This window comes from Amycolatopsis sp. TNS106 (assembly GCF_019330265.1).
GTDB lineage: Bacteria > Actinomycetota > Actinomycetes > Mycobacteriales > Pseudonocardiaceae > Amycolatopsis > Amycolatopsis lurida.
The window spans coordinates 1,181,695-1,197,069 of sequence record NZ_CP024972.1; the positions used below are offsets into that span (position 1 = coordinate 1,181,695).

General features: G+C 68.4%; 17 protein-coding genes and 1 pseudogene. 12 read left to right on the top strand and 6 right to left on the bottom strand.

The window, feature by feature from the left end; genetic code table 11:
* Positions 1-48: 48 nt before the first annotated feature.
* From CVV72_RS05345 to CVV72_RS05375, 7 genes are all read left to right on the top strand, one after another.
* Positions 49-648, top strand: coding sequence for a hypothetical protein (locus CVV72_RS05345; RefSeq protein ID WP_219151309.1), 600 nt, complete (start codon positions 49-51; stop codon positions 646-648).
* 244 nt (positions 649-892) lie between these two features.
* On the top strand, positions 893-1,417 hold the full coding sequence (locus tag CVV72_RS05350) for a hypothetical protein (protein WP_255632536.1): 525 nt from the start codon (positions 893-895) through the stop codon (positions 1,415-1,417).
* A 145-nt stretch (positions 1,418-1,562) separates the two neighbouring features.
* Complete coding sequence (locus CVV72_RS05355; RefSeq protein ID WP_219151311.1) at positions 1,563-2,366, top strand: HPF/RaiA family ribosome-associated protein; 804 nt, start codon at positions 1,563-1,565, stop codon at positions 2,364-2,366.
* Entirely contained in the window at positions 2,367-3,341 is a 975-nt protein-coding gene (locus CVV72_RS05360) for an ABC transporter ATP-binding protein (protein ID WP_219151312.1), read from the top strand.
* 11 nt (positions 3,342-3,352) lie between these two features.
* Entirely contained in the window at positions 3,353-4,507 is a 1,155-nt protein-coding gene (locus tag CVV72_RS05365) for an ABC transporter permease (RefSeq protein ID WP_219151313.1), read from the top strand.
* On the top strand, positions 4,504-5,661 hold the full coding sequence (locus CVV72_RS05370) for an ABC transporter permease (RefSeq protein ID WP_219151314.1): 1,158 nt from the start codon (positions 4,504-4,506) through the stop codon (positions 5,659-5,661). The genes CVV72_RS05365 and CVV72_RS05370 overlap by 4 nt, the downstream gene beginning before the upstream one ends.
* A 66-nt stretch (positions 5,662-5,727) precedes the next feature.
* Positions 5,728-5,991, top strand: a complete 264-nt coding sequence (locus tag CVV72_RS05375) for a metal-sensitive transcriptional regulator (RefSeq protein WP_219151315.1) — start codon at positions 5,728-5,730, stop codon at positions 5,989-5,991.
* 124 nt (positions 5,992-6,115) lie between these two features.
* On the opposite strand, the gene CVV72_RS05380 is transcribed toward CVV72_RS05375, so the two are convergent.
* Complete coding sequence (locus CVV72_RS05380) at positions 6,116-6,277, bottom strand: hypothetical protein (protein WP_219151316.1); 162 nt, start codon at positions 6,275-6,277, stop codon at positions 6,116-6,118.
* A 249-nt stretch (positions 6,278-6,526) separates the two neighbouring features.
* Between CVV72_RS05380 and CVV72_RS05385 the strand changes: the two genes are divergently transcribed.
* The 5 genes from CVV72_RS05385 to CVV72_RS05405 all read left to right on the top strand — a co-directional run bounded on the left by CVV72_RS05385 (position 6,527) and on the right by CVV72_RS05405 (position 10,789).
* The gene (locus tag CVV72_RS05385; protein ID WP_219151317.1) at positions 6,527-7,885 is read left to right on the top strand and encodes an MBL fold metallo-hydrolase; all 1,359 of its coding nucleotides are present in this window, start codon (positions 6,527-6,529) and stop codon (positions 7,883-7,885) included.
* Between the two features lie 10 nt (positions 7,886-7,895).
* Positions 7,896-8,684 (top strand): sulfite exporter TauE/SafE family protein, encoded by a 789-nt coding sequence (locus tag CVV72_RS05390; protein WP_219151318.1) that lies wholly within the window; start codon positions 7,896-7,898, stop codon positions 8,682-8,684.
* Between the two features lie 38 nt (positions 8,685-8,722).
* On the top strand, positions 8,723-9,118 hold the full coding sequence (locus CVV72_RS05395; protein ID WP_219151319.1) for a DUF302 domain-containing protein: 396 nt from the start codon (positions 8,723-8,725) through the stop codon (positions 9,116-9,118).
* A 283-nt stretch (positions 9,119-9,401) separates the two neighbouring features.
* Positions 9,402-9,851 (top strand): hypothetical protein, encoded by a 450-nt coding sequence (locus CVV72_RS05400; protein ID WP_219151320.1) that lies wholly within the window; start codon positions 9,402-9,404, stop codon positions 9,849-9,851.
* Positions 9,852-9,970: 119 nt separating this feature from the next.
* A complete protein-coding gene (locus CVV72_RS05405) occupies positions 9,971-10,789 on the top strand; it encodes a universal stress protein (RefSeq protein ID WP_219151321.1) in 819 nt (272 codons plus the stop codon).
* 68 nt (positions 10,790-10,857) lie between these two features.
* On the opposite strand, the pseudogene CVV72_RS41495 reads toward CVV72_RS05405, so the two are convergent.
* From CVV72_RS41495 to CVV72_RS05425, 5 genes and pseudogenes are all read right to left on the bottom strand, one after another.
* Positions 10,858-11,421 (bottom strand): annotated as a pseudogene (locus tag CVV72_RS41495) (DUF998 domain-containing protein); the annotation flags it as partial.
* Positions 11,422-11,475: 54 nt separating this feature from the next.
* The gene (locus CVV72_RS05410; protein WP_219151322.1) at positions 11,476-12,399 is read right to left on the bottom strand and encodes a galactose-1-phosphate uridylyltransferase; all 924 of its coding nucleotides are present in this window, start codon (positions 12,397-12,399) and stop codon (positions 11,476-11,478) included.
* Entirely contained in the window at positions 12,396-13,823 is a 1,428-nt protein-coding gene (locus tag CVV72_RS05415; RefSeq protein WP_219151323.1) for a glycosyltransferase, read from the bottom strand. Before CVV72_RS05415 ends, CVV72_RS05410 begins: the two co-directional genes overlap by 4 nt.
* 2 nt (positions 13,824-13,825) lie before the next feature.
* Positions 13,826-14,080, bottom strand: coding sequence for an acyl carrier protein (locus CVV72_RS05420; RefSeq protein WP_219151324.1), 255 nt, complete (start codon positions 14,078-14,080; stop codon positions 13,826-13,828).
* Positions 14,077-15,375: a 2-oxo acid dehydrogenase subunit E2 gene (locus CVV72_RS05425; protein WP_219151325.1), complete on the bottom strand. Its 1,299-nt coding sequence runs from the start codon at positions 15,373-15,375 to the stop codon at positions 14,077-14,079. The genes CVV72_RS05420 and CVV72_RS05425 overlap by 4 nt, the downstream gene beginning before the upstream one ends.

Genomic DNA, 15,375 nt, shown 5'->3' on the forward strand with positions numbered 1-15,375 from the left:
GCCGTCGACATCCGTGTCCCGTGGACGACCCTGATCGAGGAGAGCATCATGCGAACACAGCCGGGTATCGTCACGGCGGTCCGGCGACGGCTTCACGTCGGCCGGAATCCGCTCGTCCGTCTCTCGGACCGGGTGGAGGCGGCACTGGTGATCGGTCTCGTCCTGCTCGCCCTGCTGGCGATTCCGTTCGCGGTGGCGATGGGGTCCGAGGCCTACGATGCCGGATTGCGGCGAGCGGGCGAGGAGTCCGCGAATCGTCACGAGGCGACGGCCGTGCTGGTGGCCGACGCGCCACCCGCACAGGTCCGGTTCGATGGGGTGCCCGTCGAAGAGACGGTGAAGGTGCATGCTCGCTGGACCGTGCCCGGCGGGCCGGTCCGGGAGGGCGTCGTCACCGTGGATCCCGGGTTGGCGACCGGCGACGAAATACCGATCTGGCTCGACGCGAAAGGGAACGCGGTCGACGCGCCCGTCGCGCGTGCCGACGCGGTCGGCCAGGGCGTCGGTGTCGGCGTCGCCTTCTGGCTCGTGTGCGTGATGCTGCTGACGAGCGTCTTTCTCGCCGGTCGTTCGATGCTGGGACGTCTGCGCGACGCCGGGTGGGAGCGGGAATGGCGACGGGCCTCCGAAAAGTGGACCGCGGCCTGAAAGCGAACGGGACACCGCTGGGGTTCTTGAAGTCGAGTCCCGCGCGAAGACGAGCAGGTGAAGATCGTTGGGGCTGGAGGTCCCACCAAGCCGGGACCGACGTCCCTCCTCGTCGAGACGTCACAAGGCAATGCTGATGGACACACGAGCGGAACGCGACCGGAGGCCGGCAATGGACACTTCATCACCGTTCATCCGGGCCTGGCGGACAGTTCGTCCCGGGCCCGATTCGTTGGCGAGGCCGGTGGACCGGCTCGAGGTCGCGATCCTGGTGCTCGCCGTGCTGATCGCGATGGTGTCACTTCCCTTCGCGGCGACGGCCGGGTCAGCGGTGTTCGCGTCCGGAAAACTCAGGTCGGCCCAAGAAACCGCCACCCGGTACCGTGCCGAGGCGATCCTGCTCGAGGACGGGGCGCCGATCGTCATCGCGGTCCGGTCCGGGACGTTCGACGACACCACCTTCGTCACGGCTCGCTGGACGCGTCCCGACGGTTCGACCCGGATCGGTGAGGTACCCGCGACACGCGGGACCCCGGCGGGCGCCCGGGTACCGGTGTGGCTCGACGCCGATGGGATTCCGGTGGGGGCGCCGTTGACCATGTCCGGTGCGGCGCTCCGCGGTCTGGGAGCCGGTGCCGGCCTGTGGGGCGCGATTCTGGTGCTGAGCTGGCTGTCGTACCGGGTCGCCCGGGTTTTGCTCGATCGGGCGCGAGCCGATCGGTGGCAGCGTGAGTGGGAGACCGTTTCACCACGATGGACCCATTCATGATCGGTGCGTGAAGCACCGGCTCCAGTTCTCCGATGGCAGCCTGACAGGCCCCAAGGTCTCTCCTCTCGACGCCCTTGGTCCCTTGGTGAGGCAGGCACCGTCGGTGTCCGATGAAGAGGTGGAAATCTTGGGAAGGACTGAACGAATGCGGACGACCGGGATCACGGTGAAGCCGGAAGTGCGAGTGACGATCCGCGGAGACATCCCGCCGGCGCTCGCCGATCGTGCCGGAAAGAAGGTGTCGCGTCTCTTCGGGGCGGCGCACCGTCCGGTGCTCGCCGCGTCGGTGCGGTTGAGCAGGCACGGAAATCCCGCGATGGACCGCCCGGTGATCGCGCAAGCGACCCTCGATGTGAACGGAAGACCGGTTCGCGCGCAGGTGGCCGCGCCGACCGCCGAGGAGGCGATCGACCTGCTGGACGCGAAGCTGCGTCGTCAGCTGGAGCGGAGCGCACTGCATTGGGAGGCCAGGCGCGGAAGGCGTCCGAGCGAGGAGCCCGGTGAATGGCGGCACGATTCGGTGCCGTCGCGGCCGGATCCGTGGTACCCCCGGCCGTCGGCCGAGCGGGAGATCATCCGGCACAAGTCCTACTCGCTTGCTCCCTCCACTGTGGACGAAGCAGCCATCGACATGCACCTGCTGGACTACGACTTCCACCTGTTCACCGAATCCGGGACGGGGCAGGACAGCGTGCTCTACCACGCGGGCCCGACCATGCACCGGCTTGCGCAGCCGACACCGCCGGGGCCACATCTGCTCGCTCCGTTCAAGCTCGCGCTGACCATCAGCACGCAGCCCGCGCCGCTCTTGTCCACGACCGAAGCGGTGGATCGACTCGGCTTGCTCGGGTTGCCGTTCCTCTTCTTCCTCGACGCCGAACGCGGCCGGGGGAGCGTGCTCTATCACCGTTACGACGGCCACTACGGCCTCATCACCCCGGCCGTCTAGATGAGCGGCGGATCGCTGACCGGGCCGTCGCCCGTGCTCGCCGAGATTCTGGCGGTCTCCGGGCTGACCAAGCGTTTCGGTGACCGGATCGCCGTCGACGATGTCAGTTTCGCGATCGCGCCTGGGGAAACGTACGGGTTACTCGGACCGAACGGAGCCGGGAAGACGACGACGATCCGCTTGGTGTGCGGTCTGCTGCGGCCGGACGCGGGGAGTATCGCCATCGCGGGTGTGCCCGGTGGCGGCGCGATGATCGACGCCAGGGCACAGGTCGGCTACGTCCCGCAGGACGTCGCTCTGTACCCGGATCTCAGCGCGCGAGAGAACCTCCGTTTCTTCGGGAAGCTGTACCGGCTGCGCGGGAGGGCACTGGAACGGCGAGTGGGGGAAGTGCTCGAACTGATCGGGCTGTCCGACCGGGCGAAGGAGAAGGTCGAAGGGTACTCCGGCGGGATGCGTCGCAGGCTCAACATCGGTGCCGGCCTGATGCACCGGCCGACGCTACTGGTGCTCGACGAGCCGACGGTCGGCGTCGACCCGCAGAGCAGGCACGCGATCATGGAAAACGTCCGATCACTCGGTGCCTCGGGCATGGCCGTGCTCTACACCACGCACTACATGGAAGAGGCGGAGCGGCTGTGCGACCGGGTCGGCATCGTCGACCACGGACGCCTGATCGCCGAAGGCACCCGCAGGGAACTGATCGACCGGCTCGGCGAGCACGACCGGATCAACCTGGCCGCGGACGGTGATCTGACCTCGCTCGTGAAACTCTGCCGCGACATGCCGGGAGTCGAGCGGGCCGGCGTCATCGGGGACGAACTGCAGTTGATCGTCCGTGACGGCAGGCATCTGTTGCCGAGCGTGCTGGACACGGTCGAGCGGGCCGGAGCGGGCGTGCGATCGGTCGAAGTGACGGAGCCGGACCTCGAAGCGGTCTTCCTGCACCTCACCGGCACCGCTTTGCGGGATTGAGGAGTCAGCCGATGAACGCGGCATTCGTCGTGGCCGGAAAGGACCTGCGGCAGCGGTTACGGGACCGGTCCGCGTGGATACTCGGGTTCTTGGCGCCGGTGGCGGTGGCCATGCTGGTCAGTTTCGCCTTCCGAGGTGCGGAGACCTTTCACACCGATGTCGCCGTCGTCAATGAAGACGGTGGTGCGCTGGCCGCTGCGTTCACCGCCCACATAGCCGGCCCTGAACTGGAATCGGTACTGACCATCGTCGAGGTGACGGGCACGGCCGAGGCGCGAGCACTTCTCGACGAGGGCGACCTCGGTGCCGCCTTCGTCCTGCCCAGCGGCTTTTCCGCTGCCGCCATCGGGGGTGAGGCAGGCCCGATCACCGTGTTGTCCAGCGTGGACTCGCCACTGGCCGGTGCGGTCGCGCGGTCGATCGCCGAATCGTTCGTGGCGCAGCTGAACGCCGATCGTCTTTCGGTCGCGGTGGCCGCCGCCGCCGGGGCACCGCCGGGAAACCTGCCGGAGGAGGCGGCCGGGCTGCGTCTGCCGGAGCGGGTCGTCCCGAAGCCCGCCGGTACCGAAAAGCTCACCGGTGTCGGGTATTACGGGCCCGCGATGGGGATCTTCTTCATGTTCTTCGCGATCGGTTTCGGCGCCAAGGGTTACTTCGAGGAACGCCGGAACGGGACTCTCGACAGGATCGGCGTCGCGCCGGTCCGACCTCGTTCGATCCTGGTGGGCAAAGCGCTGGCGACGTTCGTCTACGGTGCCGCCAGCCTGTCGTCGGTCGCGGTCGTGACTGGGTTGTTCTTCGGCGCGGAGTGGGGGCCGCCGCTCGCCGTCGGTGCGGTGATCGCGGCACTGGCGCTGACGCTGGTCTGTTTGACGGCTTTCGTCATCGCCATCGCGGGAAGCGACCGGCAGGCCGACGGTATCGCCTCCGTCATCATCTTCGGGCTGGTGTTGCTCGGCGGGAACTTCGTCCTGATCGGCGGTGCGCCGGAGTTCATGCGGCGATTGGCGCTCCTGACCCCGAACGGCTGGGCGTTACGTGCCTTCACCGACCTCGCCGGTGGCGCCGGCTGGACCAGCGTCATCCTGCCGGTGATGGCGATCCTCGCCTTCTGTGGCGTCGTCTCGGTGGCCACAGCGGTGTTGTACCGGAGGAAATCGCGATGAACATCCTGACGATCGCGGCGGTGTCGCTGCGGCGAATGGTGGGGGACCGGATCGCTCTGTTCTTCATGGTGCTGCTGCCGGTAATCGTGATCTTGGTGATCGGGACGGTCGTGCAAGGCCAATCCGGGTTCAGGATCGGGCTGGTGGCAGGGGAAGGACGGTTGGCCGGCGAACTGACGCAGAGTCTCGACAGGGCCGAAACGCTGGTGATCAGCCGGTTCACTGGCGAGAACGAGGCAACGGATGCTCTGCGCCGTAACGAGATCGACGCCGTGCTGCTTGTCCCCGCCAACCTGGACGGCGCGTTGGCCAGCGGTGGCTCGGTCGAGTTCCCGTTGCTGGTCACCAGTTCGGCCGGATCCGGGCAGGGCGCATGGTCCGCCGTGGCGTCGGTGATCACCGACCACGCGTCGGCTGTGCAGGCCGCCGGATTCGCCGCACGGCAGACCGGGCAGCCCTTCGAAGCCCTGCTCCCGATGGCCCGGTCGCTCGATGCCACGACGCCCCAGGTGCTGGTCCGGTCGGAAGTGGTCGGCAGTGCGGGTGAGGTCCTGCCGCCAGGGTTCGGCTACAGCGCGCCGACGATGCTGGTGTTCTTCGTCTTCATCAACGCGATGGCCTTGGGCGCGGTCTTGATCCAGACCCGTGATCTGGGCATCCACGCGCGGATCATGGCCGGACCGGTCCGTTCCCGCGACGTCGTACTCGGTGAAACGCTCAGCTATCTCGTGCTGGCCCTGCTCCAGTCGGCACTGATCATCGGTGTCGGTTCTCTGCTCTTCGGGGTGAGCTGGGGCGATCCGCTCGCGGCCGCCGCACTGACGATCACTTGGGCACTGGTCGGCGCCGGGGCGGGGATGTTGAGCGGAACTGTCTTCCGCACCCCCGATCAGGCGTCGGCCATCGGTCCCGCCGTCGGGATCGGGGCCGGCATGCTCGGCGGCTGTACCTGGCCGCTGGAGATCGTGCCGCCCGCGGTCAGGATCGCGGGACACGCCACCCCGCATGCCTGGGCGGTCGACGCCTGGACGGCGATCCTTTCCCGAAGCAGCGGGCTGTCCGGCATCTTGGGGCCCTTGGCGATTCTCGTCGCGTTCGCCTCGCTGTTCCTCGGTGTGGCCGTCCTGCGGATGAGGCGATCGCTGTTCGCCTAGACCGCGACGGCCTGGAGTACCGGAGCCTCTCGCCAGGTACCCTAGGGGGTACCAGAGGAGGTCGGTGTGGAACTTGACGAAGACGTGCTCGCGGATGTGCGCAAACGGCTGCGGCGGGCACAGGGCCAGGTCGGTGGCCTGATCCAGATGCTCGATGACGGCCGGGACTGCCGGGACGTCATCATCCAGCTCGCCGCCGTGTCGCGGGCACTGGACCGGGCCGGATTCCAGCTGATCGCCAGCGGCCTGGAAAAGTGCCTGTCCGACGACTCCGAGCAGGGCGCCGCCGATCGCAAACAGCTCGAGAAGCTGTTCCTCACCCTGGCCTGACGTTCCAGGAGACAGGATGGAAGGGAGCCGCGCGCGGCTCCCCGTAGTGACAGCCGGAAGTCGGCCCTGGCGAGCCGGTCGCCGCCGCGTGGCAGGCCGTGTGGTCCGCCTGCCCTTGCCGCGCTCAGCGGCGGCCGAACAGCCGCCAAGGCTTCCGCTCGGGCCGCTCGGTGGAACAGGTGCACCGCTGGGCGGCGGGTACGTCACCCAGGACCTGCTCGACGTGGTTGCCGCAGCCGCGGTAGGTCGGCTTCCCGCACTTCGGACAGACGATCCGTTGGCACATGTGGACTCCTCACGAGGTCAAGGCCATTTCTCGGCTTTCACTATACCCCCGGGGGTACCAGTCGAGCCAGGTGTCCGATGGTCGTGTGCGGCAGGGACCAAGAGCACTGATATTCGCCTTCGGGTGCTGCGATGCTGATCGGTGCGAGGAAGTGCCTGTTTGAGCTATGCCCCATGGGGTATCAAGAGGCATTCGGCAAGGTGGGCTATCCTGGATTCGTATACCCCTGGGGGTATCGAAAGGAGGAGCATGATCGAGATCGTCGCCATCGACACGCCGACCTTGGGCGACCGCAGCTACCTCGTCAGCGATGGCGAGGTGGCATTCGTGGTCGACCCGCAGCGCGACATCGATCGCGTCCTGGACCTCGCCCAAGTGCGCGGGCTGCGGGTCACCGACGTGTTCGAAACCCATATCCACAACGACTACGTGACCGGTGGACTCGCGCTGGCTCACGCCACGGGTGCGGACTATCACGTGAACGCCGCCGATCCGGTTTCCTTCGAACGCTCACCGGTCGCGGACGGTGACGTGGTCGAAGTCGGGTCTTTCATGCGCGTGCGTGCGCTGGCGACACCAGGGCATACGTTCACGCATCTGGCCTACGTCCTGGAAGCACCGGATCGGGTTCCTGCCGTGTTCACGGGTGGTTCCCTGCTGTACGGCTCGACCGGCCGTCCGGACCTGCTCGGCCCCGCACACACCGGTGAGCTGGTGAAGCGCCAGTACGCGTCCGCGCATCGGCTGGCGGAGCTACTGCCGGACGACGCCGAGATCTACCCCACGCACGGCTTCGGCAGTTTCTGCTCCGCCACTCAGTCGGCGGCCGATCGGTCGACGATCGGCCGGGAGAAGCAGGTCAACCCGGTGCTGAGCCAGGACGAACGGGCCTACGTCGACGAATTGCTCGCCGGCCTGGACGCCTATCCGGCTTATTACGCGCACATGGGCCCGGCGAACAGCGCGGGTCCTGACGCCCCGGGGGTCACCACGCCCGCGAAGGCCGAACCCGGCGAGTTGCGCTCGCGCCTCGAAGCGGGGGAGTGGGTGGTGGACCTGCGTTCACGGACCGCGTTCGCGGCCGGTCACCTGGTCGGGAGCCTCAACTTCGGCATCGACGGCAGTTTCGCCACCTACCTGGGCTGGCTCATCCCCTGGGGCACCCCGCTTTCCCTGCTCGGGGAGACCCCGGAACAGGTCACCGAAGCGCAGCGTGAACTGCTCCGGATCGGCGTCGACCACGTCGAAACCGCGGCCACGGGCGCTCCGGAGGACTGGTCGGGCGGTGCGTCACTGGGCACGTTTCCCCGTGCACGCTTCGAAGAGCTGGCCATGGTCCGCCACCACCGGCCGGTGACCGTTCTCGACGTCCGGCGCGATCTCGAATGGGCCCGGAGCCACATCGACGGCGCACTGCACGTTCCCCTGCACGAGCTGCTGGACCGCGTTGGCGAGGTGCCTGCCGGGGAGGTCTGGGTGCATTGCCAGGCGGGCTACCGTGCCTCGATCGCGGCTTCGGTGCTCGCGGCGGCCGGGCGCCGGGTCGTCGCGGTCGACGACGAGTTCGACCGGGCGGCGCGGGCCGGGTTGTCCATGGTCGCAAGCTGAGGCCGACGCCATGACGATGCTGCTGGCCGTGGCGTTCGGCCTCGTCATCGGATCCGCGCTGGGCCTGCTCGGTGCGGGCGGCTCCATCCTGGCGATTCCGGCGCTGGTCTACGGCGTCGGATTGCCGCTCAGCGCGGCGATCCCGACGTCGCTGCTGGTCGTGGCGGTGTCAGCGTCCGGTGGTCTGGTGGCCAGGTGGCGGGCGAAGGTGATTCGCTGGCCCGTCGCGCTCGTCTTCGCCGCGGCGAGCGTGCCTGCCGCGTTCGCCGGTACCGCGCTCGGAAGGCTGCTGCCGGACCGGTGGGTGCTGGTCGCGTTCGCCGTTCTGATGGCGGTGGTCGCGGTACGGATGCTCACCGCCACCAGCGAGCCGGAAGGTGCCTGCCGCGTCGGCGCGGGCGAGGTGGACTGGCGCCGGTGCCTGCCCAAGGCGCTGGGCGCCGGTGCCGTCGTGGGCGTGCTGACCGGTCTGTTCGGTGTCGGCGGTGGTTTCGTCATCGTGCCGGCCCTGACCATGCTGCTGGGACTCACCGCGCCGGAAGCGGTCGCGACCTCGCTGGTGGTCATCGTGCTCACCTCGCTGGGCGGGCTGGCCGCACACGCGGCCACTGTGCCGGACCTCGCCGTCGCACTGTCCTTCGCCGGAACGGCCCTCCTGGCTTCGCTGGTGGCCGGTCGGTTCGGAAACCGGCTGCCGGAGCGGACGGTCCGGCGCGCGTTCGCCTCTCTGGTGCTGGTGGTCGCGGCCGGTGTCGCGGCCGCGGCGGCATTCGCACCCTCCGCATTGCACGGCGGATGAGCCGCAGGCTCGCGCCGAGAAAGAAAGGAATGATCACCATGAGGTACGACCTCAGTGTCACCCTGGAACTGCCGTACGAGAAGGCTGTCGCCGAAGTGCGCACGGCGCTGAAGGAGCAGGGCTTCGGGGTGCTGACCGAGATCGACGTCAAGGCGACCATGCGCGAGAAGCTCGACGCCGACATGGAGCCCTACGTGATCCTCGGCGCGTGCAATCCGACGCTGGCCCACCGCGCGTTGGAGGTGGATCGCATGATCGGTCTGCTGCTGCCCTGCAACGTCGTCGTCCGCGCCGTCGGCGCCGAGCGCACCCTGGTCCAGGCGCTCGATCCGCGGGTGATGATCGACGTGCCCGAACGCGATGAGCTCCGCCCCGTCGCCGAGGAGGCGGGCAAACGCATCCGTGCGGCGCTCGAGACCTTGACCTCGCCCTGAGCCGAGCGGAAGGAGAGCGGACGTGGACTGCATATGGTGCCACGGAACAGGAGAAGGAAAGTGCGCATCGTGCCGGGGTACGGGATGACCGTGAACTGTTCGCGGTGCCAAGGCGCCGGTAAGACGGACTGCCTTCTGTGTCAAGGAACCGGCAAGGGTTCGGCTCGGTTGTCACCTGAAGCCTCGCCGCTCCGCATCGCTCTTAGGTCCCCCACTGAGCGGACCTAAGCCTCTGATTCCCGTGTGATCCCAGCCGGATCATCGGAGGCACAGAGGAGCCGTGATGACAGCCAAGGAAAGAACCCGTCGTTCGACGGCAGCGCCGCGCCGCGCCGCCTATACGGTGAGCGTGGTGATCAATGGCCTGCTGCTGATCGGGATCCACGCCGGCCCCGGATGGCGGGCGGTGCCGTTCCTGACCGACGAGACCGATCAGGTGCTGGGAGTCGTCACCATGTCGCTGGTGGTCGGAATGGTCAGCAGCCTTGTCTGTGTCGGGTACGGCGCCGAATGGTTCACCTCTGTCGCCGGCCTGGCGGCGACAGTGACCGGACTGGTCGCGGTGATCCGGATCTGGCAGGTCTTCCCGTTCGACTTCGGGGGCGCCTCCTTCGACTGGCCGCTGACGGTGCGCGTGCTGCTGGTCATCGCTATCGCCGGATCGGCTATCGGAGCATTGGTCCAGCTGGTGACTCTCCTGCGCGCGGGAATACGTTCCCTCGGAGAAGGGTGACGTCATGACAGCGTCGGAGGCGACCTTGGCCGACCGCTTGTCCAGGCGTGCAGCCGTATCCGCCCGGGCAGCCCCGGCGGGCCTGACCGATCCGGCCGACGTTTCGGAAGGTGACCATTATGGACAGTGAATTTCCGGTGCTGGCCGGGGTGGACGGTTCGCGTCCAGGACTGGCCGCTGTCGGCTGGGCCGCGAAGGAGGCCGCGCGCCGTCGCGTGCCCTTGGAACTCCTCTGGGTCTACGCACCCGTCTCCGATCGGGACCCGGCCGGCGGATACGGCACACGGTGCCTGCGTGACGCGTCGGCGGTCGCGACCGCTGCCGCGCCCGAGGTGCCGAAGCGCTGTGTGGCAGAACCCGGTGATGTGGTGGAAACCCTGATCCAGCGGTCCGCCTCCAGTTCGCTCGTCGCGCTCGGTGCGGCGGGACGCGACCGGCCTTACCTGGGGCATGTCACGAGAATGGTGGCCGCGCGGGCGGTTTCGCCGGTGGTCGTCGTCCGTGCGGCCGGTCCGGCCCCGGGCGCGGTCGTCGTCGGCGTGGACGATTCACTCGCCGGTGAGACGGCGTTGTCGTTCGCCGCCGAGACCGCTGCCCTCCGGCAGTGCCCGCTCGTGCCGGTGCGGGTGTGGTACGACCGAAACGCCGAGTCCGATGCGGAGAAACTGCTCGCGGCATGCACTGAGGCCACGGCCTCCGCAAGGCCCGACGTCCAGATCCTGCCGCGGCTTGTCCGTCAGCGTGACGAGGCCGGGGGCCTACTCGGGGAATCCGCCGACGCCGGGTTGCTCGTGGTCGGCTCCCATGGCAGGCGACTGCGTACCAGGCCGATCCTCGGCGTCACCAGCCACGAGGTTCTGGAACGCGCACGGTGCCCGGTCGCCGTCGTCTCGGCCGCCTGCGCCGGTCCTGCGGCGCGGGACGACCAGAGCTCGTGACGAATCATCACGGCCAGAACCACGAGCCAGGCGAAGTAGGCGTAGGCGTTGATCTGCTCGAAGACCCCGGCCCACGGGGTGTCGTTCCGAGCGAGACCGCGCATCGCGAGCGAAGACGCGATGCCGAAGGCGACGACCACGATCGCCGTCGCGAGCGCGTAGCCGCGGAACCAGCCCGGGAAGGCGACGGCCGAGAGGATCATCATCGTCACGACGAGCAGGCTGAACAGGCCCGACAGGACGATGTGCATGGTGTCGTTGAATCCTGGCGCCGTGCCGCGTGAACTCATCGCCCAGAACGTGTGCGTCGCGATGCCCACGAGGACGAACTCCGCGACCTGCAGGGCACCGAGCCACCCCACGATCCCGCGCCGGGCCACTCGGAGGATGCCGATCCCGAACGCCAGCAACAAGGCGTTGTGGATGAGGACGACCGTCACCATCAGCGGCCGGACGGGCGACCCGGAAGCGGTCAGTTCGCTGATGGCCTGGTCCCGGGAGCTGTAGCCGTCGTACAAGGAGGCCGAGAGGATGTCCCCGGCGACGTACACCACGACCGCCGCGGCAGCGAGCACGAGCAGGCTCTTGTGCGCGGTCCGGCCGCGCAGGGCGACGATATCGCTGGGGGACATGAGTTTCTCCGTTATCCAGGTGATCCGGCAGCCGTCTTCACCCTGCGGCAGGGCTCAGGCGAGGGCACCGACCCTCGCGCGCAGGGCCGACGCCGTGTCTTCGGGTGTCGCGGTCACGACGGGGATACCGGTGGCCAGTTCGAGACCCGCGGCGATCTCCAGCCGCGGCAGGACCCGCATGGACCAGGACAGGAAAGGCGCCCGTTCCCAGCCGGTCGGCGCGGTCTCCACGACGAGGTTGTACGCCGGATCACCGAGTTCCCCGTCGAGCGCTTGAAGCAGCATACGCAGGGTTCGCGCGACGTCGGCGAGTTCCGCGCGTGGGACGGCGGCGAAGTCGGCCTGGCAGGCTCGCGGGACGATCCGGACCTCGAAAGCGGTGTTCGGGGCGAAGGGGGTCAACGCGACGCTGTGCGGCCCGGTGTGCACGATACGGGTACCCGCGGCGAGTTCTCCGGCCAGCTGGTCTTCGGCGTACCGGTGCCCACGCGGTTGGTGGTCGCGGAGTAGTTCGAGCTCCCGACGCGCGGGCTGCGACAGCACGGGCAGCCCGGCGATCTGGGAATGCGGATGAGGTCTCGAAGTCCCCGCTGCCAGACCGTGGTTACGGAAGATCACCACTTGGGCGGCGGCCTTGCGCAGAGCCAGATGCCGCTGCTGCCACGCGTGCAGCACGGCTTCGGCCTCGGCGTCGGTCGCGGTGCGGAAATCCCACTCGTGGTCGGGCGACTCGATGATCACCTCGTGCCGGTCGGACAGTGCGTATCGATTGGGAACGGAGCGGACCTGCCAGCCGCTCCCGTCCGGACCGGGCAGCCGCCACGTCTCGGGCGGTGTGTCCTCGCCGGCGCCAGGGCAGAACGGGCACGGTCCGTCGGTCCCGTGTGGCCGAGTCGCCCGGCCTGGAGCAAGTACCACCCAGTCCCCGGTGAGGCCGTCCTGCCGGAGCTCACCGCCATGCCATCGTTGCGCCGTCACGGATGTGCTCCCGTCGGGGACCTGGTGAAGAGCTCCTGGCAGCGGCGCGAGCAGAAGCGGAACTTCTGTCCGTCGAACTCGGTCGCCAGTGCGGGATCGGCGGTGTAGGTGGTCATCCCGCAGATCGGGTCGCGATGGTCACCCGAGGTGGTCAGCTCGGACGGGGCCGCTCCGCGTCTGATGCCTTCGAGCAAGGTCAGCTCGTCCAATATCAGACGGGGGAGCAGGAAGTGCCGCCGGACGCGTTCCCGTCCGGCGGCCCCGAGGGCGGCGGCCGCCGCCGGATCGGTGAGCAGTGTGCCGATCGCCTCGGCGCAGCTGTCGATCGAATCGACGAGCAAGCCGCCCGAGTCGTCCGCCACCTGAAGCGGGATCCCGCCCGCCGCACCCGCCACGATCGGAGTGCCCTTCCAGAGTGCTTCCGAGACGACCAGGCCGAACCCTTCCCGGATGGACTTCTGCACCATCACGGTCGACATCCGCTGAAAGGCGTTGACCTCGATGTTGCCGACCCCGGTGAGATTCGTGAACAGGTGGATGGCCGGGTCGCCCGCGCTTTCGGCGCTGATCGTGCTGTACACGTCCCACGCCTCCGGGTCGTCCAGCGCCATCGAACCGACCAGGGCGAGCTGAAGGTCGGGCACGTCGCGTCGCACCATCCGAAACGCCTCGATCACCCCGAGGGGGTCCTTCCACGGATCAAATCTGGAGACCTGGGTGATCAGCGGTCTTCCGGGTTCGATGCCGATCCAGTTGAGGACCGCGTGCACCGTGCGATCGTCGAGTGACATGTTCTTGGGACTCAGCGGATCGATCGCCGGCGGGATGATGTCGACCCGCCCACGAGGCAGATCCGGCGGCGCGAACCGCGCCATCGTGAACACGGTCGCGTCGTAGCGGGAGATGAACCCGCTGAGGTATTCCCAGGCCTCGGGCGCCGGGGCCGAGGTGTCGATGTGACAGCGCCAGATCCACGACGCGGCCGAGTCGTCCATAAAGGACAGTACGGCGGACGGCTGTGGATCGTGGACGAAGACGAAGTCGAACTCGCCGAACTGTGGATCCGCCGAGAGTCCGGCCGCGTTCTCCCGGGCGGTGCGCTCGTAGAGGATCCGGTCCGCCGAGGTGATCGGCTGCCTGGTCTCTCCTTGGAGCGCGTTGTGCATCTTCTTCGTCACGGCGAAGAACGGCGGGTTCCCACTGATGATCTTCCATGTCGTCTCGATGCCGAGATCGTTGTACAGCGGTACCGAGGAGCGCAGCAGTTCGGAGACACCGCCGCCGTACGGGGTGGCGCTCAGATGCAGCACCCTCGCGCCGCGCAGGCCTCGTGCGGTCTCGAGCAACGGTTCCATGATCTGATCGGGGACGACGGAGCGGTATGCCTCGATCGCCAGTTCGCCGACGTCCACGGTCTGGAGCACGGCTATCCCCTTGCCAGCAAGAACTCGGTGGCCGAATCCAGTGTGGACAGCTTGGCGTAGTCGGCCTCTTCGATCCGTGTTCCGAGGTCACCGGAAAGCCGTTCCACGAAGGTCAGGAAATCCAGCGAATCCAGTTCGAATACCTCGCGAAGGTTTTCACCGGGATCCAGCGCCTCCAGGTCGGCCTCGGTGGCGAATCCCCGGAGCGCCGTGCGGATCGCCGCATGTGCCCGGTCTCGGGTGAGTGGCTGGGTCATAGCTCCTCCGGTTTCTGCAGCAGGGTGGTCACGAGCTTGAGGAATCGGGCGCCGGTCGCGCCGTCGGTCGCACGGTGGTCTCCGGCGAGCGTCGCGGTGACGAGCGGCCGTACTCCGAGGAGGTCGCCGACCGCGAAGGGACGCCGGCTGATCGCTCCGAAGCCGACGAGCGCCACCTGCGGCGGATGGATGACGCCGTGGACCGACTCGACGCCGTTGTCGCCGAGGTCGGTCACGGTGAGAGTGGCGGTCGTCAGCTCTCGTGAGCGCAGGGAACCTGACCTCGCCCTGGACACCAGGTCGCGCAACCGCCGCATCATCTCCGGCAGGGAGAGCTGGTCGGCGTCGGCTATCGCGGGGGCGATGAGGCCACCGCCACGCACCGCGACGGCGACACCGAGATGGATCTCTGCGGACGGCCGGAAGGCGCCGTCGATCCAGTGGCCGTTGAGCTCGGGAACCTTGCGAGCGGCGACGGCCGTCGCCTTGAGCAGCAAGGCAGCGGGGACGATCCGCTCGGGGATCGGCGCCTTGAGGTTGTGCTCTCGCAGCCAGTCGGTCGCGGCCTTCAGATCGATCGTCGTCGACAGGTAGTAGTGCGGGATCTCGCGCTTGGAACGAGCCATCAGGGTGGCGATCGTCTGCCGCAAGGCGGCTGGATCGACGGTGTGCCGCGGCGGTTCGGCCACCGGTGCCGTGGACGGCGGTGCGACGGCCGGAAGGTCGCGAGCGTGAAGCGCGCCGTCGGCCGCGCTGGGTTCGAGCGCTCCCAGGTCGATACCGCGTTCCGTGGCGAGCCGCCGGGCGTAGGGCGAGACCTTGAACGGCCGGGCACCGATCTCGGCCGTGCGGCGTCGCGGACGGGCGCGTTCGACGTCGGCGTGGGTGATCCGGCCATCGCGGCCGGTTCCGTGCACGGTGCCCAGATCGACCCCGACCTGGGCGGCGAAGGCGCGTGCCGGTGGGTCCGCCGATCCGAGCGCGACCCTTCGCGGCGGCTCGGCGCGTGGTGCCGGCACCGGGGCGGGTTCGGTGGGTGCCTCCGGTTCCTTTCCGGTTTCGGTGGAACCGATCCGAGCCAGCGGAGTACCGACCGCGACCGAGGTCCCCGGCGGCACCAAGATCTCTTCCACGGTCCCGGAGGTGAAGCATTCCACCTCGATGGCCGCTTTGGCGGTGTCGACGACTGCGACGATGTCACCACGGTGGACCTCGTCTCCCGGCGCCACCAGCCATTCGATGACGGTGCCCGAGTCCATGTCCGCGCCGAGCGAAGGCATCAGGAAGTCGGCCAT